Source organism: Streptomyces sp. NPDC060194, assembly GCF_042728285.1.
GTDB lineage: Bacteria > Actinomycetota > Actinomycetes > Streptomycetales > Streptomycetaceae > Streptomyces.
Map to the genome: position 1 here is coordinate 15,285 of NZ_JBHWZH010000059.1, position 19,967 is coordinate 35,251.

The window sequence follows — 19,967 nt, forward strand, 5'->3', positions numbered from 1 at the left end:
TCAAGGAGACTTGCCCTTGCGCTGAGTGTGCTGCGCGCTCCGGCCCATCGAGGGCGAGGGAACCGGCGGCTCCTTGATCGGATTCGGGAAAGCCGTCTTGGTCGGCTTCCCTCGGTTCCGGTCGTCCGCCGTGTCGTCCTCGGAGACAGCGGCGCAATAGGAGTCGACGGCGCTCTCGCCACCCGCCATGTCCGCCAGCCGCTCGAAGGCTGTCCCGCGACGCGCCCCGTTCCCCTGGCTCCAGGCATGACACAGCGCTGCCGCGTCGGCCTGCGACCCCTTTCGCTTCGTCGCGGACGAGCCTGAAGCCGACTCCGACTCGGCGAGGCCCGGACCTGACGGCTCGTCGACAGCGACGCTCGTGGAGTCCGTTGCGTTGCCCGACGGCTCGACGGTGTTGCCGCTGGTCATCGGCTCCGGCCCGGTGCTGATGTGCGGCGGGACCGCCGGCGTACGGTCAGGGGCGCGGCGAGGCTCCTCGACTGAGCCGAGCACCCCGGTGCCGGCAGCCAACGCCACTCCTCCGAGCGTCACGCTGGCGAGAGCGGCACCGAGCACCGCCCGCAGAGGGAGACGCGCACCGGAACGGATGCCGGTAGGACGCCAGTCGTCCTGCCGGCGCACGCGCTGCCGATGCGCGACAGGAGCGGAGCCGCGGGCCTCGCGGAAGGCCGCGAGCGCCTGCTGCGCGCCGGCGGGGTCGGAGTCGCTGCGGAGCGCCGCCGCGAGGGTCTCGATTTCCGGCGTGACGAGCATGGCGTCCGTCACCCGTGCCTTGCGCCGTCTCATCCCTCATCCTTCACAGAGCCAGGACCTACGCATGCCGCGCTCGTCACCCGGCCCGCGGTGGTCAACTGTGCGGCCAACCGTCTCAGCCCTCGGTGAGCGGCCGTTCGGACGGCGCCCGGCCGCTTCCGCAGCACACGCGCGGCAGCGGGTCCGTCCAGTCCGACCACCACGCGCAGCAGAACCGCCTCCGCCTGGTCCGGTGGCAGGCCGGCGATCTGGGACAACGCCCATCGCGTCGATGCGGCCTCCATGACCTCCTCCACCGTGTCCGCCGTTCCGGGCAGGTCGAGGACGTCCTGCTCCAGTAGCGCCGTCAGAGGTCTCCTCTTCTGCTTGCGCAGGTGGTCCAGAGCACGATGGCGCGCGATGGTCGCGGTCCAGCCGCGGAACCCCGCCCCGTCGCCCCTGAACCTGTGCAGATCACGTGCGATCTCGAGCCAGGCGTCCGAGGCGACGTCCTCCGCGTCGGCCCCGACCAGTCCGCGCAGGTATCCAAGGAGCCCTGGCTGGACGAGCCGGTAAGCCGTCTCGAACCCGGGCTCGTCACCATCCTGAGCACGCGACACCGCCCTTCCCAATTCATGGTCGCGCCCACGAACATGCTCGTCCCCGCCCCTGACCACACGTGCCTCTTCGATCGTCCACTCCGAACTCCCCTCCCCTCAGCGCTCTACCGCACAGAAACGTCACAGCCAGCGGAACGTGTCCCTCACCACAGCGGATGCCGTTCTGTATCCGCTCCTCACTCGAACGCCTCAGGGGTGCGGCCGCGTGGTGCAGGGACGCGTCCGTGCAGCAGGAAGTACATCTGCTGCACGGACTCCCCCGGACCGGCCTCGAATCCCTTGACGACCTTCCCGGTCGGGTTCCAGGCTCGCCCGTCGGGCATCCACACCCCTAGTAGTCCAGTTGCGCGCCGTGACCCGCCGGATGAACTCCGCGACTCCGGCGCGCATCTCGTGCGCCGACAGCAGGCGTCCACCGACGTTGTTCGACTCCACCGCAACCCCCGCTCCAGGCTCTGCCGGGTGGACGGGGCACCCGGCGGGGAGACATCGGCCGCCTCCTCTCCTCACCAAGCGCACACGCCACGGCAAACGTCACCCAGGCGTTCGCGGCCGATCAGTTCATTGCGGGGCAGTTGTCCGAACGGGTACCCCCGTCGCTCTCTCCCTCCGTGACAGGGCGCCCGGCAAGCGGACGGACCGGCTCGGGCGGCGGGTGACTCCCGTGCGAGGCGCACGGGAGTCACGTGCAGCGCGCCTGCCGCGCGCGAGGAGGTGAGCAAGCCGCCGAGTTGATCGAGGCCGTCGGGGACGACGTTCTCGGTGGGAGGCCGGGCCGGCGATTTACGGTCGGGTGGCCGACGTCGGTTGCGGGCAGGTGGGTGCGGCCGGAGCGGCGGGGCATCCGTGCGGCGGGCGCGTCGGCGCAGGTGGGCGGGCTAGCATCTGGGCGCATGACGGTGCGGCGATGGCGACGGGGTGCGGTGGCGGTGCTGGCGGTGCTCTGCGTGCTGGGGCCCGCGCGGCCGAGCGAGGTCCGTGTCGCGTCGGACCTCGGCCGGCTGCCGGCGGACCGGTACGAGTTCACCAGCAGGGACTTCGAACGCCTGCAGCGGGCATCGGCGTTGCTGGTCCGGCAGTGCATGGCGCGGCGCGGCCACCGCGACTTCCCGCTCGACCCCCGCTACCCGAGCGACCCCATCGCCACGTCCGTGGTCTCCACCGACTACGGCGTCCTGGACTTCGAGGAGGCGCGGCGCTGGGGCTACGGCTGGGATCCGTCCGAGCCGCTGTCCGCCCCGCCCGCCGGACGCCGCATGACGGACGCCGAGTTCGCGGACTTCCCCGCGTGCGGTACGTCGGCGGACCGACGGCTGCTGCGGGGCGTGGAGCGCGAGGGGGACTGGCTCTTCGCGAGTTCGCGCGCGATCGAGACCGACCGGGCGGTCCTGCGCGATCCACACCTCCGCACGGCCCTGGAGGAGTGGTCGCGCTGCATGGTCGACCACGGCTTCCCGCACTACCCCGACCCCGTCGCGGCGTACTCGAGTGACGCCTGGCACCGGGGCGGTGACGGCAACACCCGGCACACGCGGCGGGAGAGGGCCACAGCGGTGGCGGACATCAGGTGCAAGCGCCACCACCGCACGGCACAGGCCCTGCACACCGCGCGGGCCCGGCACCAGACCGCGGACATCGCCCGCCACCGCGACGGCTACGCCGACGGGCTGCGGGCGCTGGAGGCCTACCGGGACAACATCGCCGAGGTGCTGCGGAAAGAGGGTTAGCCCGCAGAGGTGCGGGCGGGCTCAGGGCGTCGGGGGGCGTGCGGCCGGGACGGCCCGCGGCCGGGGTATGCGCGCGGCGTGAGACGCCGCGCCCCGGGCACGGGCCGCGTTCCGGTCGCGGTGCAGGTCAGCCGGTGAAGGTGATCGTGTCGACGTCGAAGAGGTAGCCGGACCCGCCGGTGAAGGTGAGGAACAGCGCTCCGGAGGAGGCCGTTCCGGTCAGCGGGGTGGTGACGTTCGCGAAGGTCTCCCAGCCTCCGGTGACGGGGACGGTGACGGAGCCCAGGAGCGGGCCGGTGGCCGAGCCCGACCGGACCTGGAGGGTGCCGCCGGAGCCGCCGGAGGAGATCCGGGCCGAGAAGGTCTTGGCTCCGGCGGTGGGGACGGCGGCGTATCCGGCCCAGTCGCCGTTCTCGATGTACCCGAGGGTCCTCCCCCCGCTGGCCGGCGGGTGGGTGGCGGCCTGGACGCCGGACGACGCGCTGTACGACTCGCCCTCGACCGTCCGCGAGGCGGATGTGGAGAACGTGAAGGCGTCGACGTCGAAGAGGTTGCCCTGCCCGGTCGGGCCCTTGAAGACGAGGAACAGCTCGGTGGTGCCCGCGGGCGCGCCGCTCAGGTTCGCGGAGACGTCGACGAAGGACTCCCAGCCACCGGTGTTGGCGACGGCGGCGGAGCCGAGGAGGGTACCGGTGGGCGAGCCCGCGCGGACCTCCAGGGTGCCGCCCGCGCCGCCGGACGAGACCCGCGCCGTGATCTTGTTCGCGTCGCCGAGTGCGTAGGGCGTGAAGGAGATCCAGTCGCCGTTGTCCGTGAAGCCGACGGTGTTCCCGCCCTCGGCGTTGCCCTTCGCGGCGAGCTGGACGCCCGACTGGGCGCTGAAGTGCTCCGCCTGCCGGTGGCGGGGCTGGAGGACGCGGACGCTGTGCGCGGTGAGACCGGCGGCGTCGGTGTACTCGGCGTCGATGACGCCGTAGATGTTGGCGGCGCTGTCGTGCTCGCCGTCGGCGGGGACGGTGATGGTGCCCGAGCAGCCGGTGGTCTGGGTGATCTGGTGGCGGTGCTGGTCGTGGCCGAGCAGGTAGGTGACCTTGACCTTCGCGCAGTCGATCGTGCCGTCCTCGGGGTCGGCGACGGTGGCCTGGAAGGGCACGGTGTCGCCGAACGAGAACAGCTGGCCGTCGCGGGGGGTCTGGAGGGTCACCGTCGGCGCGGTGTTGCCCGCCGTGACGACGAGGCTCGCCGTACCGGTCAGGCCTTCGGGGTCGCGGACGGTCAGGGTGGGCCGGTAGGTGCCCTTCGCCGTGTAGGTGTGGCTCGGGTTCGCGGCGGTGGAGGTGGCGCCGTCACCGAAGTCCCAGGAGTAGGTGAGCGCCTTGCCCTCGGGGTCGGAGCTGCCGGCGGAGGAGAAGGCGACGGTCAGCGGGGTCGCCCCGGAGACCTTGTCGGCGGCCGCCTTGGCGATCGGGTTGCGGTTGCTGCCCGCGAGGTACTCGACCCGGTAGAGGGCCTGGTTGTTGGAGCCGGTGCCGTAGTCGAGGACGTAGAGCGCGCCGTCGGGGCCGAAGGCCTGGTCCATGACCTGGGTGCCGGTCCAGGGGAAGTTCTCGATCAGGCCCGGCGACCCGTCCGCCTTCACCTCGATCGCCTTGATCCACTTGCGGCCGTACTCCCCGGCGAAGTAGCGGCCGTCGAGGGACTGGGGGAACTTCACCGCGGAGTCCAGCCCCGCGTCGTAGCGGTAGACGGGGCCGCCCATCGGCGACTCCGATCCGCTGCCGAACTCGGGCGGGCTGCCCGCGTCCCCGGCGTACCTGATCCAGGCCGGCTGCGCGGCGGGCAGGGTGGCGAGGCCGGTGTTGCGGAAGGAGTTGTTGGCCGGCCCGGTGGCGCAGGCGTACTTGGCGCCGGCGGGGCCGCTGGGGAAGGTGTACTCGGCGTAGGTCTCGGCGGCGGTGTTGGTGCCGGTGCAGTAGGGCCAGCCGTAGTTGCCCGGGGCGGTGATCCGGTTGAACTCGACCTGGCCGCTGGGCCCCCGGGTGGTGGTGGAGCCGGCGTCGGGGCCGTAGTCGCCGAGGTAGACGGTGCCGGTGGGCTTGTCGACGGACATCCGGAACGGGTTGCGGAAGCCCATCGCGTAGATCTCGGGCCGGGTCCTCGCCGTGCCGGGGGCGAAGAGGTTGCCGGCCGGGACCGTGTAGCCGCCCGCGGCCGTCGGCTTGATCCGCAGCACCTTGCCGCGCAGGTCGTTGGTGTTGCCCGACGAGCGCTGGGCGTCGAACTGCGGGTTGCGGTCGGTGCGTTCGTCGATCGGCGCGTATCCCGCGGAGTCGAAGGGGTTGGTGTCGTCGCCGGTGCTCAGGTAGAGGTTCCCGGCGGCGTCGAAGTCGAGGTCGCCGCCGACGTGGCAGCACTGGCCCCGGTCGCTCGGCACCTGCAGGACGACCTTCTCGCTGGCCAGGTCGAGCGTGTTGTCGGCCTTGAGGACGAAGCGGGAGAGGTTGAGGTGGCCCTTCCACGGTTCGAAGGCGGCCGCGGTGCCGGTGACGGGCGCGTCCCCGGCGGGGGTCGTCAGCTTGGGCGAGTAGTACAGGTAGAGGTAGCGGTTGACGGCGAACCCGGGGTCGGCGGCGATCCCCTGCAGGCCCTCCTCGTCGTGGGTGTAGACGTCCAGCTTCCCAGCGCTCCTGGTGTTGCCCGACGGGTCGGTGACGCGGACCGTGCCGTCCCGGGCGGTGTGCACGACGGACCGGTCGGGGAGCACGGCGAGGGACATCGCCTCGCCCAGTTCGGCGGCCCCGACGGCGAGTTGCACCTGCTGGTAGTCGCCGGACGGGATCACGGTCGGGGCCTGGGCGGCGGGTCTCTCCATCGGCCGGGCGGGCGCCTGGGCGGCGGCGGGCCCGGCCAGGGCCCCGCCTCCCGCGACGAGACCGAGGGCGAGCGCCCAACGGAGCATCCGGGACGGGGCACGAGCTGGTGACATGAGCTTCCTTCCGGTCCTGGGCGGAGGAGCACACCGGTCGGGGGCATGCGGAACCACGGCGCGGCGTGCTCAGGGAAAGGAGAACTGCGTGGACCGCGCCCGAGGCCGTCCGTGGTCGGCACGGAGACCGAGGTCACTGACGGTTCGTCACAGCGTGGGAATTTTGCATGCTGGCAACGGCGCCGACATTTGTCAAGACACCGTGCAAATACGGGAGTCACTCCCTCCCGATCCGCCCCCTCCACACGTCGGACAGGCAAGTCCGCAGGTCGCAGGCGTTCGACCGGCGACAAGCGCAGATCACCGAGGGCGAGAGCAATGAACCCGGCGCATCTGCATTTTGCGCCGCATTCTCGAAGTCTTGCGCACGCACATGGACTTCCTGCGGACCGCGCTCCTAGCCTTCTCGCGTCCCCCTCCCCCGCATCCCCCGGGAAGGCCCCCCATGGAACGCTCCAGACGCACCGTCCTCGCCACCGCCGCCGCCGCCGGAACCGGAGCCCTGGCCGCGGGACTCCTGCCGTCCGGCGCCCACGCAGCGCCCGCACCGCAGCCCGCTCCCGCCGCGTCGCCGCCCGGTGACGTCGTAGGAAAGATCACCGTCGGGTACCAGGGCTGGTTCGCGTGCTCCGGCGACGGGGCGCCGATCAACGGCTGGTGGCACTGGTCGGACAACTGGGGTCAGCCGCCCTCTCCGTCCAACACGGCGATCGTGAGCTGGCCGGACGTCCGCGACTACGCCCGCACCTACCGCACCGCCTACCCGGCCCTCGGCGACGGGCAGCCCGCGACGCTGTTCTCGTCCTACGACCAGCAGACCGTCGACACCCACTTCGCCTGGATGCGCGAGCACGGCATCGACACCGCCGCCCTCCAGCGCTTCAACCCCAACGGCGGCGAGGGCGCGACCCGCGACGCCATGGCGGGCAAGGTGCGGGACGCGGCCGAGCGGTACGGGCGGAAGTTCTACGTCATGTACGACGCCACGGCGTGGACGACCATGCAGCCGGAGATGAAGGCCGACTGGCTCGCGAAGATGCGCGCACACACCGCGTCGCCCGCCTACGCCCGCCAGAACGGCAAGCCGGTCGTGGGCATCTGGGGCTTCGGATTCAACGAGCCGAACAAGGCGTGGTCGGCGGACGTCTGCCTGGACGTCGTCACCTGGTTCAAGGCGCAGGGCTGCTACGTGATGGGCGGGGTGCCGACGCACTGGCGCAGAGGCGTCGAGGACTCCCGCCCCGGCTTCATCGGCGTCTACCGCGCCTTCGACATGATCTCGCCCTGGATGGTCGGCCGGATCGGAAGCATCGCCGACGCCGACCACTTTTATGCCAACGTCAACACACCCGACCAGGCCGAGTGCGACGCGTACGGCATCGACTACCAGCCGTGCGTCCTGCCCGGCGACCTCCAGTCGGGCCACCGTGCGCACGGCGACTTCATGTGGCGGCAGTTCTACAACATGAAGCGCATCGGGGTGCAGGGCATCTACGTCTCGATGTTCGACGAGTACAACGAGGGCAACCAGATCGCCAAGACCGCGGAGACCGCCGCGCAGGTCCCGGCGGGCTCCGGGATCCGCGCCCTCGACGAGGACGGCACGTCCTGCTCGGCGGACTACTACCTGCGGCTCACCGGGGACGGCGGGCGCATGCTGAAGGGCGAGCTGCCGCTGACCGCCGTCCGCCCCACCCCGACCACCGTCGGCGGCGGCCCCGTCGACCCGCCGCCGACCGGCGACCTCGCGCTGCGCCGACCCGTGACGGCCAGCAGCCAGACCCAGAGCTACGGGCCGGGCAACGCCGTCGACGGCGACCCGCACACGTACTGGGAGAGCGCGAACCACGCCTTCCCGCAGTCGCTCCGGCTGGACCTCGGCCAGTTGCGCCCCGTCGTGCGCGTCGTCCTCACCCTGCCCCCGAACCCGGCCTGGGGAGCGCGCACGCAGACCCTGTCGGTCACCGGCTCGACGGACGGCTCGGCGTACACGACGCTCAGCGCGTCGGCCGGGCTGCGTTTCGACCCGGCGACCGGGAACGCGGTGACGATCACCGTCCCGCGGACGTCGGTGCGCTACCTGCGGGTGCAGATCACCGCCAACACCGGGTGGCCTGCAGGCCAGTTGTCGGGCCTGCAGGTGTACGCGACCGGCTGACGGCAGCGGGCCGGGGCCGGACCGGGCCGGGGGCTCCGTCCGGCCGCACCGCAACGCTCCGTCCGGCCGCACCGCCCGCCGCCGGTCCACGGCGCACGCGGACCCACCGCGGCCGGGATCGCCCCGCCGGCGACGGGTCGTGGCGGTCGCCCGACCGCCGTTCGGCGCAGTCCGGCTGGCCGGCTCCGGGCGCGGGGCGGACGCTGATCGGCAGCGTCGGCACTCCTCCCCCCGTTCCGAAGGCCCGGTATCCCCATGACAGAGCCACCCGCGGCGGACTGCGTCCGGTCGCGTCTGGGACTGCACGCGATCGAGGAGCTGCTCGACGCCCAACGGCGCAGGGTCGCCGCCTCCGCCGCACTGCACGAGGACGAGCCGCGGGCGGATCGGGCCGGGCCTCCCCCCTCGGCGACGGGCACGGCCCCCACCGGGCAGGACGTCCTCGACGCCATTCCGGTGGCAGCCGTGCTGCTCACCCCCGTGTTCGGCGCGGACGGCGTCATCGAGGACGCCGTCTACACCCAGCGGAACATCGCCGCCCGCAGGTACGGGGAGTCGCGGTTCCCGGCGGGCGCCGTGCCCCCCTGGCGGGGGCCGGAGTCGCTGTTCGCCCGCTTCCCGGCACTGGCCCGGACGGGGGTGCTCGACATGCTGACCCGGGCGTTCCACGAGCGGGCGCCGCAGGGGCCGGAGACGCTGGAGTGGCTGCTGCCGACCGCGGACGGCCCGGTGCGTATCAGCGACGAGTCGCGCATCACGCCGTGCGGGGAGCAGTTCCTGCTGACGTGGGAGCGCGGGAGCAGCGTCCGGATGGCCGCCGCCGCACAGCGGCTGGTGCGCACGTGCTGGGCGGAGTGGAACCTCGGGGACGACGGCGTCGCGTGCTCGCGCGGCTTCCGCGACGTGCTGGGCCTGGCCGACGGCGCGCCGGTGCCGGGCCTCGCCCGGCTGGCCGGAGCGATCACGCCCGACTCCCTCCCCGAGCTGTACCGGCTGCTGTACGACGTCGTGCTGCGCAAGCGGACCGCCGCGTGCGAAGTGGGCCTGCGCGGGAGCGGTGAGCGCGTCCTGCGCGTGGTCGCGGAGCCCGTGCGGATCGCCCCGGCCGACGTGGTGTGGGCACTGCGGGCTGTCCTGATCGACGTGACGTCGGACCGGCGACGACGGGAGGCGGCCCGGTGCGCGGAGCGCGAGGCGCACCGGCAGCACGAGCGCGCCGAGGCCGTGGCGGAGGTCGCCGAAGCGCTCCGGACGGCCGTGCTGCCGCACCTGCACCGGGAGTCGGTGGCCTCGGGTCTGGAGACGGCGGCGGTCTACCGGCCCGACGCCCGGGACGCCGGTGTGGGCGGGGACTGGTACAAGGCCCGCGACCTCCCCGGCGGCGACCTCCTCGTCGCGCTCGGCGACGCGCGCGGCCACGGCCTGGAGGCGACGACCCTCATGGCGAAGCTGCGGTACGCGCTGGCGGGCCTGTCCTACACCGGCGAGCCTGTCGAACGCCTCACCGCGTGGCTCAACGAGGTGGCCTGCGCGGACGGCGACGAGTCCACCGCCACCGCCGTCGTCGCGAGCTTCGACCCGGTGCGCTCCTCACTGCGCTGGACCTGCGCCGGCCATCCGCGCCCGGTCCTCCTCCGGGGCGGTCGCGCGACGCAGCTGCCGCTCGCGGACGGCGGCCCCGGCCTCCCGCTCGGCGTCCTGTCCGGCGCGGACTACGCCGCCGCCGTCGCTCCGCTGCACGTCGGCGACATCGTCCTGCTGTACTCGGACGGGCTGACGGAGCGGCGGGACGGCGACCCCGACCAGGACACCGACCGGCTGCTCGGCGCCGTGGCCCGCAGCGTCCGGGAGTCCGGCCCGGGCCCGGGCGTCGCCGGGCTCCAGGACTGGATCGAGCGGCTGGTGACCCTCATGGACGGCCCGCACCGCTCCGACGACGTCACCCTCCTCGCCCTGCGCCGCGTCGCGGTTCACCCCACCCGGTAGCGGGCCGGGAGCGGGGCGCTCCCGGGCGCGCGGGGGTGTCGGGGTGTTGTGGCATGCTGACAGCTGGTTGCGGGGAAGGCGCCCGGTGGTGGGCGCGGGTGGGACACGGGGCGAGTCGGAGGCAGCGATGGGAACGGCCGCGCGTGCGACGGTGCACGAACAGCAGGACTTCGCGGGCGGCGCGACGGCGATCGGCGCCTCGCGGGACTTCGCCGCCGCCTTCCTCGCCCGGACGGCCGGCGGCGACGGGGTGCTCGTGGAGCGCGCGCGGCTGGTGGTGTCGGAGCTGGTCACCAATGCCGTGAAGTACGCCGACGGTCCGCTCTCCCTGCGCCTGGATCTCCTTCCCGACGACCTGAGGATCGAGGTCGCGGACTCCTCGCCGGTGCTGCCCGAGGCCGCCGGCCACGACCCCGAGCGGATCGGCCGGCACGGGCTGGAGATCGTCAAGATGCTGTGCCGCGGCATCGAGGTCGTCCCCCTCCCGCGGGGCAAGCGGGTCGTCGTGCTCATACCCCTGCGCTGAGCCGCGGTCGTGCCGCGGGGCGCTCAGTCCTCGTCCCCGACGGGTTCCTCGATGACCTGAGCGGCGATGCGGGGCAGGGGCTCTCCGCTCAGAAAGGCCTGCGCGCGGATCCGGGCGAGCGCCTCGTCCGTGCCGATACCGAGGCGCTGCGCGAGGATCCCGGCTGCCAGGTGCGAGGACATCCAGTGCTCCCGGGAGTCGGGTCCCCGCTCCCAGGGTGCGGGCGCGTCCTCGTCCGGGAGGTCGCCGTAGGCGCGCAGGAGCACCAGGGAGATCGCCGAGGCGACGGCCTGCCCGCGGTCCGTCAGCCACGGGGCGGGGGGTGTCGGCCGGTGGAAGAGCAGGTCGAGGGTGCCGAAGGGCGGCCCCGGCTCCAAGGCCAGGGGGAAGGCGTGGATCGCCCGGACCGCCGGCACCTGCTCCCGCACCAAGGCGCCGAACAGCGGCCACGGGGTCGTCTCGTGTCCGAGGTCGGGGACGACGACGGGCGCGCCGGTCCGCACGGCGGTGACGCACGGCCCCTCCACCGTCTCGAACTGCAGCTCCTCGACCCGCAGCGCCCCGGGGCCGCAGGCGGCCAGGAGCTGGCGGGCCGGGCTGTCCGGGACGAGCGCCAGGGACGCGGCCTGGGCGGGGAGTTCGTCCAGCGCCGCCCGGCACAGGCGGACGGGCAGCTCGTCGAGGTCGCCCTCGGCTGCGGCGGCGAACACTCTGGCGATCATCGGGGTTCCGTTCCTCGTCCGTGGCGGAGGGACGGGGTACCCGGGTGCGCGGGCCTCATGCGAGGTGGGGCGCCCTCGACGCGTCGCCGCCGCGCCTCACCGGTGGGCGGGGACGAGCTCCGCCACGTCCGTGGGCCCGACCGTCCAGACCGGCTCCGGCCCTCCGGGCGGTGCCGGCAGGCCGAGCGTCTCGGCAGTGAAGCGGACCGCGGTCCGGTGCCAGAGGCCGGAGCGACGGACCATCGTGTGCCGGCCGCCCGGCATGCGCACGCCCAGCGCGCGGGCTCCGGCGGCCTCGGCGCGGCGGAGGAGGGCCCAGGTGCCGGCCGCGGAGGTCATGGCGTCGGCCGGGTCGTGCAGCGCGACGACCGCGCGGTCGCGCAGATGGGCCACCGGTTCGCCCGGCGGGCACCACGGGGCGAGCGCCACGACGCCGCGCACGTGCGGGTCGTCCGCCACGCGCAGTGCGGCCCTGGCGCCCATGGAGTGCCCGAGGAGCACCACGGGGAGCGGGCCGACCGCGGCGGCCAGATCGGCCAGGGCCTGCCGGGCGTCCCGGACGGGGTCCGCCTCCTCCCCGTTCCAGCCCCGGACCCGGTAGCGGACGAAGCCGAGGACGACGTCCGCGTGCCGGGGATCCTCGCGCAGGGCGCGCGCGAAGGCCCTCATCCGCAGGTCGGGCAGGTTGAGCGGGGGCGGGGGCGCGACGGAGTCGGCGCGGCCGCCGTGCAGGACGAGCACCGCTCCCGCCGGGGCGGTGACCTGGGGTTCGGGCAGGTCGAGGGCGCGGTGGCGGGCGGTCACGAGGGGTTCCCTCCGGTTCCGGGTCGGGGTGCGCGCGGCGGCAGCGGCAGGAAGCCGCTGGTGCGGGCCGCGTAGGCCGCGTACCCGGGACGGTCGGCCATGTGCCTCTCCAGGAGGCGCTTTCCGCTGCCGACCGTGAGCAGCAGGGTCATCAGGACGGGCGAGAGCAGGGTGGCGAGCGCGGGCTGCCAGGCGGTGCACGCGAACAGGTAGAGCCCCCACCACACGAGGCTGTCGCCGAAGTAGTTGGGGTGCCGGGTCCAGGACCACAGGCCCCGGTCCATGATCCGCCCCTTGTTGGCCGGGTCCCGCTTGAAGCGCGCGAGCTGGTGGTCGCCGACGGCCTCGAAGCCGAGCCCGAGCGCCCACGCCGCGAGGCCGCAGTACGCCAGGACGTCCAGTGAATCGGCGCTGTATGCCGCGGCCTGGACGGGCAGGGAGATCAGCCAGACCAGCGCCGCCTGGCCGAGGTAGACGGACCGCAGCGCGTAGAGGGTCGGGTTGCCGGGCGCCTTGGCGAGCAGCTCGGTGTACCGGGGGTCCTCGCCGTGGCCGCGCGAGCGCCACGCGATGTGCAGCGACAGCCGCAGCCCCCAGACGACCGTCGCCGCGGTGACGAGCAGCCGCCGGCCGTCGTCGCCGTGGCCGTCGGACAGCAGCCAGGTGACGACGGCGACGGTGGCGAACGCGACGCCCCAGGCGACGTCGACGACGCGGTGCAGCCCGCGGCGCACGGCGACGGCGAAAGTGGCGAGCAGCACCGCGGCCGCCGCGCTCGCGCAGGCCGCGAGGTTGACGGCGAGGGCGCCCCAGTCGGTGCCGTTCACGCCGGGTCGTACCAGTCGGCGGGGGTGGCGGGCATGGCCGCGGTCCCTTCGCGGGTGGGGCGGACGGCGAGGATCTGGTCGACGCCCATGCGGCGTTCGGCGAAGGCGAGCGAGGCGCCGGCGAGGTACAGCCGCCAGACCCGGGCGGTGGTCCGCCCGACGAGCGCCTCGACCTCGGCCCACCGCTGTTCGAGGGTGTCGCGCCAGGCGTCGATGGTGGTCGTGTAGTGCTCCCGCAGCGCCTCGACGGAGCGGGCCTCCAGGCCGGCGTCCTCGAGGAGGTCGACGGTGCGGCCGACGGGGCGCATGTGCATGTCGGGGGCGATGTAGGTCTCGATGAACGCGCCGCCGCCGGGGGCGTTCGCACCGCGGGACATCTGCTGGATCAGCAGCCGGCCCTCGGGGCGCAGCGCGTCGTGCAGCTTGGCGGCGAAGGCGGGGTACTCGGCGTCGCCGACGTGCTCGCCCATCTCGACGGCGGCGGCCGCGTCGTAGCCGCCGCCGTCGATGTGCCGCCAGTGGCGCAGCTGGACGTCGACGAGGCCGGCGACGCCCTCGCGTGCGGCGCGTTCGGCGACGAAGTCGTGCTGGGCGCGGGAGAGGGTGACGGCGGTGACGCGGGCCTTGTGCGCACGGGCCGCGTGCACGGTGAGGGATCCCCAGCCGCAGCCGACGTCGAGCAGCCGGTCGCCGGGGTTCAGGCCGAGCTTGCGGCAGATCAGCTCCAGCTTGTCGTGCTGGGCGTCGGCGAGGGTGTAGTCGGGGTCGTCGGGCCGGGTCCAGTAGCCGCAGGAGTACGCCATGGTCCGGTCGAGGAGGAGGGCGTAGAAGTCGTTGGAGAGGTCGTAGTGGTGGCTGATGGCCGCGCGGTCGCGGGAGGCGCTGTGCAGGCTGCCGGTCAGCCGGGCCCGCCCGTCGGGACGCCGGGGCGGCGGGCCGACGACGCCGAGGCGTACCGCGAGGGCGGTGGCGGCCGCCATGCCGGCCGCTCCGGGGCGGACGGCGGGCCGTTCGCGGACGGCCCGGGCGGCGCGGGAGAAGGCGTCGGCCAGGTCGCCCTCGACGTCGAGGTCGCCGGTCACGTAGGCCTCGGCGAGGCCGAGTTCGCCCGGCTGCCACAGCAGGCGGCGCAGGGCGTCGGGCGTGCGGACGACGACCAGGGGCGCGTCCGCGGGGCCGGCCTCGCTGCCGTCCCAGGCGCGGACGCGCACGGGGAGCGGGCCGGGCAGGAAGTGCCCGAGGAGCTGGGTGAGCCGGTCGGCGGCAGTCATCGTCGGTGGGTCCCGTCGGTGAGGAGGAGCTGGCGGACGTCGAGGTAGCGGGAGCGGAACCCGGCCTCGGAGTAGGCGAGGTAGAAGTCCCACATGCGCTGGAAGACCGGGTCGAAGCCGAGTCCGGTGACGGCGGTCCGGTTCGCGGCGAACCGCTCCCGCCACAGGCGCAGCGTCTCGGCGTAGTGCTCCCCGTAGCCGTCGTCTGCGGCCGTGCGCAGGCCGGCGGCGGCTGAGTGCTCGGCGATCGCCCGGCGGGAGGGGATCAGGCCGCCGGGGAAGACGTACTTGCTGATGAAGGTGTGGGTGGCGGCGGTGTGGAGCATCTGCCGGTGGCCCATGGTGATGGCCTGCAGGGCGATCCGGCCGCCGGGGGCGAGCGCGCGGCGCAGCGCCTGGAAGTAGGCGGGCCAGTACTCGGCGCCGACCGCCTCGATCATCTCGACGCTGACGACGGCGTCGTGGCGGCCCTCGATGTCGCGGTAGTCGCGCAGTTGGACGTCGACCCGGTCGCCGTGGCCGGCCGCCGCGATCCGCTCGCGGGCGAGGGCGGCCTGCTCGGCGGAGAGGGTCAGGGTGGTGACCCGGGCCCCGCGTGCGGCGGCCCGCAGGGCGAGTTCGCCCCAGCCGGTGCCGATCTCCAGGAGTCGGGTGCCCTCGCCGACGTCGGCCAGGTCGAGCAGCCGGTCGATCTTGCGGTGCTGGGCGGCGGCGAGGGTGTCGAAACGGGCGGGGAGGGCGGTGAAGAGGGCTGAGGAATAGCTGAGCGTGGGGTCGAGGAACGCGGCGAACAGGTCGTTGGACAGGTCGTAGTGGCGCTGGATGTTGTCGCGGGACCCGCTGCGGGTGTTGCGGTCGGCGGTGGGGCGGGCGGAGACCCACAGCGCGCGCAGCCGGCGCAGCGGGGCGGGGACCAGTTCGTCGACGTGCGCGGCGAGGACGGTCAGGACGCCGGCCAGGTCGTCGCTGTCCCACTCCCCCGCCGTGTACGACTCTCCGAAGCCGATCAGTCCGCCGTCGCCGATCCGGCGGTAGAAGGCGTCGGCGTCGTGGAGGACCAAACGCGGGCCGCGGGCCGGGGGCCCGGTCAGGGCCAGCCGCTCCAGCGCGCGGCCCACCAGGTGCCGGGCGACGGCGGTCCGGGCGGCTCCGGCCGACGGCGGCCGGGCCACGTCCGGCCAGCGGTCGGCGTCGACCTCCGGGCGGCGGACGGCGGGGGCGGGTCCGCTCCCCGTCTTCTGCACGGGGATCCGGGCGGCGCCGCGGGCGGGCTCGGTGCGGCCCTGGAACGTGGGGACGGGACGGGTCACGACAGCTTGTCCTTCTGCGGGGTGGTACGGGGACGGGTGTGGACGGGCAGGCCGCGCAGCAGCAGGTGGATGCCGTGCCGGCGGATGCCGGCCCAGACGGCGAGGGTGGACCAGGGCCTGCGCGCGGCCGCGGTGAGCAGGCCGGGGACGGTGGCCGGCCGGCGGCGGCCCTTGACGACGGCGGTGAACGCCCGGCCGCCGTCGTGCTCCAGGTGGACGGTCAGGTCCAGGCGCGCGCCGGGCAGCGGCAGCCGCATCCGGTAGCGGCCCTCGACGGCGAAGAACGGCGAGACGTAGAACTCCTTGTCCACCACCGTCTCGTCGGCCTCGTCCGGCCGCAGCAGGTAGCAGTGGCGTCCGCCGTAGGTGTTGTGGACCTCGGCGACCACGCACACCGGCGCGCCGGAGGGGTCGTGGCACCAGTACACGGTGAGCGGGTTGAAGACGAACCCGAGGACGCGGGCGTGCGCGAGCATGACCACGCGCCCGCCGTCGAGGTCGACGCCGCGGGTCGCGAGGTACGCGTCGAGGCCGGCGCGGAGGGACGGGGCCGTCCCGTCGAAGTGGTCGCGGGCGTCGAAGCGGGCGAGCGGCCGCAGCGGGAGGGGCAGCACCGGCAGCCGGTCGAGGTCCACGCACCACAGGTAGGTGCGGTGGCGCAGCGTGTGCCGCAGGGGCGTGCGGCGGACGTGGGTGATCTCGCTGACGTAGAGCGCCGCCTCGGGCTCCGCGCCGCGGCGGCTCCCGGGACGCACGCTCACCTCGGGCGTGGTCACCAGCTCACCCCCAGGGACCGTGCGGCCGCCACGCCGGAGCGGCAGCCGTCCTCGTGGAAGCCCCAGCCGTGCCACGCGCCGGCGTAGGCCGTCACCCCGGTGTTCAGGGAGGGCAGTTCGCGTTGCGCGGCGACCGAGGCGGGGGTGTAGACGGGGTGCTCGTACACCATCCGCTCCACGACCTCGTCCGGGGCGATGCCGTCCTCGCCGCCCAGGGTGACCACGTAGCCGGAGCCGGCCGGCAGGCCCTGGAGGCGCTCCATGTCGTAGCTGACGCGGACGGGGGCGAGCGAGGGCGTGCAGTCGGCCATGCGGTAGTTCCAGCTCGCGCTCGCGTGGGCCGAGCGGGGCAGGACGGAGGAGTCGGTGTGCAGCACGGTGGGATTGCGCGAGTACATGAAGGCGCCGAGGAGCCGCCGTTCGTCGTCGGTCGGATCCGCGAGCAGGCGCAGCGCCTGGTCCGGGTGGGTGGCGATCACGACGGCGTCGTACGCCTCGCGGGAGCCGTCGGCGGTCGTGATCTCCGCGCCCCAGCCGGTGCGCCGGATGGTGCGGACCGGGCTGGCGGTGCGGATCCGCTGGACCCGCTTCGCCGCGGCGGCGACGTAGGCGGACGAGCCGCCGGTGACGGTCCGCCACTGCGGGGAGCCGGTGACCGAGAGCAGCCCGTGGTGGTCGAGGAAGGCGAAGAGGTAGGCGGCCGGGTAGGCCAGCGCGGTGCGGGCCGGGCAGGACCACACGGCGGAGACGAGCGGCAGCGCGAAGTGGCTGACGAAGTACGGGGAGAAGCGGCCCCTGCGCAGGAACTGCCCGAACGTGAGGTCCGCACCGGTGCCGCGTGCCAGGTGGCGACGGGCGAGGCGGTGGAAGAGGGGGACCTCCGCGAGGAGCAGCAGGTACCGGGCCCGCAGGGCGGCGCGGGAGGCGAAGAGCCCCGCCGGGCCCCGCGCGCCCGCGTACTCCAGACCGCAGCCGTCGCACCGCACCGACATGCTCATCTCGGCGTCCTGCGTCTCGACGCCCAGCTCGCGGAACAGGCGGAGCAGCGTGGGGTAGGTCCGCTCGTTGTGGACGATGAACCCGGAGTCCACCGCGACCGGCCGCCCGCCGGGGCCGGGCAGGTCGCGGGTGTGGGCGTGGCCGCCGAGCCGCTCCTCCGCCTCGTACAGGGTGACCTCGTACGAGGCCGCCAGGACGTAGGCGGCCGTCAGGCCCGCCACCCCGGCGCCCAGGACCGCCACGTTCCGCTGTTCCACTTCCACCGCTCCCGCCACTCGACACGCCGTCCGGCTGCTGCTGTCACCCGTATTTCGCAGCCGACGGGCCTCCGGATTGGGATCGATCTCCAGTACGAGACCGGTGGAGCGGTCGGCCGCCGCGCTGAACCGATGGCCGCCGCCGCCCGTATAGGAGGGCCGGACGCGGTACATCCCTTCAGGAGGCGGCGAGTTGAGTCACAGGCGAATACCCAGGGGCAAGGCCGTTCTCGCGACGGCCGGCGCGGTCGGGGTCGCGGCGGCGGCCGTTCTTCTGCCGTCGGCGAACGCGTCGCAGTCGGACGGCGACGACCGGTCGTCCGCGCCGAGGACCGTCAGCGCCGCTTCGGCGCCCGGCCTGGTCGCGCAGCTGTCCGACGAGCTGGGCGGGGCGTACGCGGGGGCGTGGTTCGACGCACGGGCGAAGCGGGTCGTGGTCAACGTCGCCGGCGAGGACGCGGAGGAGGCGGGCGAGCGGGTCCGCGAGGCGGGCGCCGTCGCCCGGACCGTGCGGAACTCCATGGGCGAGCTGAGGTCCGCGAAGGGCACGCTGTCCCGGACGGCGGCCGTCCCCGGCACCGCCTGGGCGGTCGACCCCCGCACCAACCAGGTCCTGGTCACCGCGGACAGGACGGTCACCGGCGAGCGGTGGGACCGGCTGGAGTCGGCGGTCGACGCACTGGACGACGGCGTGGCCCGCATAGAGAGGTCCGCGGGCCGGTTCACCACGCTCGCGGAGGGCGGTGACGCGATCTTCGGCGGCGGCTCCCGATGCTCGCTCGGCTTCAACGTCACCACCGGCGACGGTTCCCCCGGATTCCTCACCGCGGGCCACTGCGGCGTCGCGGCCGAGCAGTGGTCGGACGCGCAGGGCGGGGCGCCCGTCGGCACGGTGCAGGCCGCGACGTTCCCCGGGTCCGGCGACCTGGCCCTCGTCACCTATGACGACCCGGGCGTCGAGGCGCCCGGCGTGGTCGACCTGGGCGACGGGCAGACGGTCCCGATCGTCCGCGCCGCGGAGGCCGCGGTGGGCCTTCCCGTCTTCCGCATGGGCAGCACCACCGGCCTCGCCGACGGCGTCGTCACCGGCCTCGACGCGACGGTCAACTACGCGGAGGGCTCGGTCAGCGGGCTGATCCAGACGAACGTCTGCGCGGAGCCCGGCGACAGCGGCGGCCCCCTCTTCACCTCCGACGGCAGCGCGATCGGCCTCACCTCCGGCGGCAGCGGCGACTGCACGGTCGGTGGCGAGACGTTCTTCCAGCCGGTCACGACGGCGCTCGCCGCGGTGGGCGCGACGATCGGCGAGGAGGGTGCGGGTGACGCGGGCGCGGGTGACGAGGGCGCTGGTGACGCGGGTGCCGATGACGCGGGTGCCGATGACCCGGGCCAGGGCGGCGCGGGTGCCGGTGAGGCCGGTGCGGGTGACGCGGGTGCGGATGACGCGGGCCAGGGTGACGCCGGTGCCGGTGACGCTGGTGAAGGTGGCCAGGGTGCGGGTGACGCCGGTCAGGGCGATGTCGGTGAGGGTGGCGCGGGCCAGAGTGGCGCGGACGAGGGCGGCGGTCACGGCTACGGCGACTGACCGCCGCCGCCCGAGCGCCCGGTCAGCCGCCGCCTCGCCCGCGCCTCACCGCCGTCCCGGGGCCGTCAGGACCCCTCCGGCTCCGGCTCCGCCACCTCGCTCCGGCGCTTGCCGACCACGGCCGCCGCGGCCAGCGCGCTCGCGGTGAAGGCGAGGGCGATCGTCCACGGCTGGTCGAAGCGGTGACGGGTGGCGTGGTCGAGCGACAGCCGGCCGGGCCCGATGACCCCGATCGCGGCGGCGGTGAAGCCGAGGAAGGCCGGGTACTCGTAGCCGCCGCCCTGGGCGAAGAAGCCCGCCGGGGCGTGGACGGCGACAGCGCCGGCCATCGCGCCGACCGCCGCCGCGCCGGCCGCAGGGGTGGCGAGGCCGAGGGCGAGGAGCGCCCCGCCGCCGGCCTCGCCGAGCCCCGCGGCGAGCGCGCTCTGCTTGCCGGGCTTGAAGCCCATCGACTCCATCGCGGCGGCGGTGCCCTCCAGGCCCCCGCCGCCGAACCAGCCGAGCAGCTTCTGCGTCCCGTGCGCGGCGAGGACCGCGCCGGTGCCGACGCGCAGCGCGAGGAGACCGGCGTCGCGCCGGCGGGTCAGCGTGTTGGTGTGCTTGCAACGTCCCATGCGTCCCACTGTGTGGGCCCGCGTGCGGCGGGCGCGGGTCGTACTGGGCCGTTCGGGGCACGGA

General features: G+C 74.4%; 17 protein-coding genes. 5 read left to right on the forward strand and 12 right to left on the reverse strand.

Annotated features, from left to right (window positions below):
• From ACFWEG_RS15470 to ACFWEG_RS15480, 3 genes are all read right to left on the reverse strand, one after another.
• Nucleotides 1–789: a hypothetical protein gene (locus tag ACFWEG_RS15470; protein ID WP_387214652.1), complete on the reverse strand. Its 789-nt coding sequence runs from the start codon at nt 787–789 to the stop codon at nt 1–3.
• On the reverse strand, nt 786–1,412 hold the full coding sequence (locus ACFWEG_RS15475) for an RNA polymerase sigma factor (protein ID WP_387214655.1): 627 nt from the start codon (nt 1,410–1,412) through the stop codon (nt 786–788). Before ACFWEG_RS15475 ends, ACFWEG_RS15470 begins: the two co-directional genes overlap by 4 nt.
• Nucleotides 1,413–1,531: 119 nt before the next feature.
• Nucleotides 1,532–1,678: a hypothetical protein gene (locus ACFWEG_RS15480; RefSeq protein WP_387214658.1), complete on the reverse strand. Its 147-nt coding sequence runs from the start codon at nt 1,676–1,678 to the stop codon at nt 1,532–1,534.
• A 570-nt stretch (nt 1,679–2,248) separates the two neighbouring features.
• On the opposite strand from ACFWEG_RS15480, the gene ACFWEG_RS15485 reads away from it, so the two are divergent.
• On the forward strand, nt 2,249–3,082 hold the full coding sequence (locus ACFWEG_RS15485; RefSeq protein WP_387214660.1) for a hypothetical protein: 834 nt from the start codon (nt 2,249–2,251) through the stop codon (nt 3,080–3,082).
• Between the two features lie 127 nt (nt 3,083–3,209).
• Here ACFWEG_RS15485 and ACFWEG_RS15490 read toward each other — a convergent pair whose 3' ends face one another.
• Nucleotides 3,210–6,068, reverse strand: a complete 2,859-nt coding sequence (locus ACFWEG_RS15490; protein ID WP_387214663.1) for a carbohydrate-binding protein — start codon at nt 6,066–6,068, stop codon at nt 3,210–3,212.
• A 445-nt stretch (nt 6,069–6,513) separates the two neighbouring features.
• On the opposite strand from ACFWEG_RS15490, the gene ACFWEG_RS15495 reads away from it, so the two are divergent.
• From ACFWEG_RS15495 to ACFWEG_RS15505, 3 genes are all read left to right on the forward strand, one after another.
• Nucleotides 6,514–8,226 carry a discoidin domain-containing protein gene (locus ACFWEG_RS15495; RefSeq protein ID WP_387214666.1) on the forward strand — a complete coding sequence of 571 codons (1,713 nt, stop codon included), beginning with the start codon at nt 6,514–6,516 and terminating at the stop codon, nt 8,224–8,226.
• 255 nt (nt 8,227–8,481) lie between these two features.
• A complete protein-coding gene (locus ACFWEG_RS15500; protein WP_387214668.1) occupies nt 8,482–10,212 on the forward strand; it encodes a PP2C family protein-serine/threonine phosphatase in 1,731 nt (576 codons plus the stop codon).
• Nucleotides 10,213–10,339: 127 nt separating this feature from the next.
• On the forward strand, nt 10,340–10,738 hold the full coding sequence (locus tag ACFWEG_RS15505; protein WP_387214670.1) for an ATP-binding protein: 399 nt from the start codon (nt 10,340–10,342) through the stop codon (nt 10,736–10,738).
• Between the two features lie 23 nt (nt 10,739–10,761).
• On the opposite strand, the gene ACFWEG_RS15510 is transcribed toward ACFWEG_RS15505, so the two are convergent.
• The 7 genes from ACFWEG_RS15510 to ACFWEG_RS15540 all read right to left on the reverse strand — a co-directional run bounded on the left by ACFWEG_RS15510 (nt 10,762) and on the right by ACFWEG_RS15540 (nt 17,710).
• A complete protein-coding gene (locus ACFWEG_RS15510; protein ID WP_387214673.1) occupies nt 10,762–11,460 on the reverse strand; it encodes a GAF and ANTAR domain-containing protein in 699 nt (232 codons plus the stop codon).
• Nucleotides 11,461–11,556: 96 nt separating this feature from the next.
• Complete coding sequence (locus ACFWEG_RS15515) at nt 11,557–12,264, reverse strand: alpha/beta hydrolase (protein ID WP_387214677.1); 708 nt, start codon at nt 12,262–12,264, stop codon at nt 11,557–11,559.
• Entirely contained in the window at nt 12,261–13,091 is an 831-nt protein-coding gene (locus ACFWEG_RS15520; protein ID WP_387214680.1) for a DUF1295 domain-containing protein, read from the reverse strand. The genes ACFWEG_RS15515 and ACFWEG_RS15520 overlap by 4 nt, the downstream gene beginning before the upstream one ends.
• On the reverse strand, nt 13,088–14,362 hold the full coding sequence (locus tag ACFWEG_RS15525; RefSeq protein WP_387214683.1) for a class I SAM-dependent methyltransferase: 1,275 nt from the start codon (nt 14,360–14,362) through the stop codon (nt 13,088–13,090). Before ACFWEG_RS15525 ends, ACFWEG_RS15520 begins: the two co-directional genes overlap by 4 nt.
• Complete coding sequence (locus ACFWEG_RS15530) at nt 14,359–15,672, reverse strand: class I SAM-dependent methyltransferase (RefSeq protein WP_387214685.1); 1,314 nt, start codon at nt 15,670–15,672, stop codon at nt 14,359–14,361. Before ACFWEG_RS15530 ends, ACFWEG_RS15525 begins: the two co-directional genes overlap by 4 nt.
• Nucleotides 15,669–16,448, reverse strand: a complete 780-nt coding sequence (locus tag ACFWEG_RS15535; RefSeq protein ID WP_387214688.1) for a DUF1365 domain-containing protein — start codon at nt 16,446–16,448, stop codon at nt 15,669–15,671. The genes ACFWEG_RS15530 and ACFWEG_RS15535 overlap by 4 nt, the downstream gene beginning before the upstream one ends.
• Nucleotides 16,445–17,710, reverse strand: coding sequence for an NAD(P)/FAD-dependent oxidoreductase (locus ACFWEG_RS15540; RefSeq protein WP_387214691.1), 1,266 nt, complete (start codon nt 17,708–17,710; stop codon nt 16,445–16,447). Before ACFWEG_RS15540 ends, ACFWEG_RS15535 begins: the two co-directional genes overlap by 4 nt.
• 187 nt (nt 17,711–17,897) lie before the next feature.
• On the opposite strand from ACFWEG_RS15540, the gene ACFWEG_RS15545 reads away from it, so the two are divergent.
• Nucleotides 17,898–19,289 (forward strand): S1 family peptidase, encoded by a 1,392-nt coding sequence (locus ACFWEG_RS15545; RefSeq protein WP_387214694.1) that lies wholly within the window; start codon nt 17,898–17,900, stop codon nt 19,287–19,289.
• Nucleotides 19,290–19,354: 65 nt separating this feature from the next.
• Here the strand turns inward: ACFWEG_RS15545 and ACFWEG_RS15550 are convergent, their stop codons facing one another.
• Nucleotides 19,355–19,903, reverse strand: coding sequence for a DoxX family protein (locus ACFWEG_RS15550; RefSeq protein WP_387214697.1), 549 nt, complete (start codon nt 19,901–19,903; stop codon nt 19,355–19,357).
• Nucleotides 19,904–19,967: the final 64 nt, after the last annotated feature.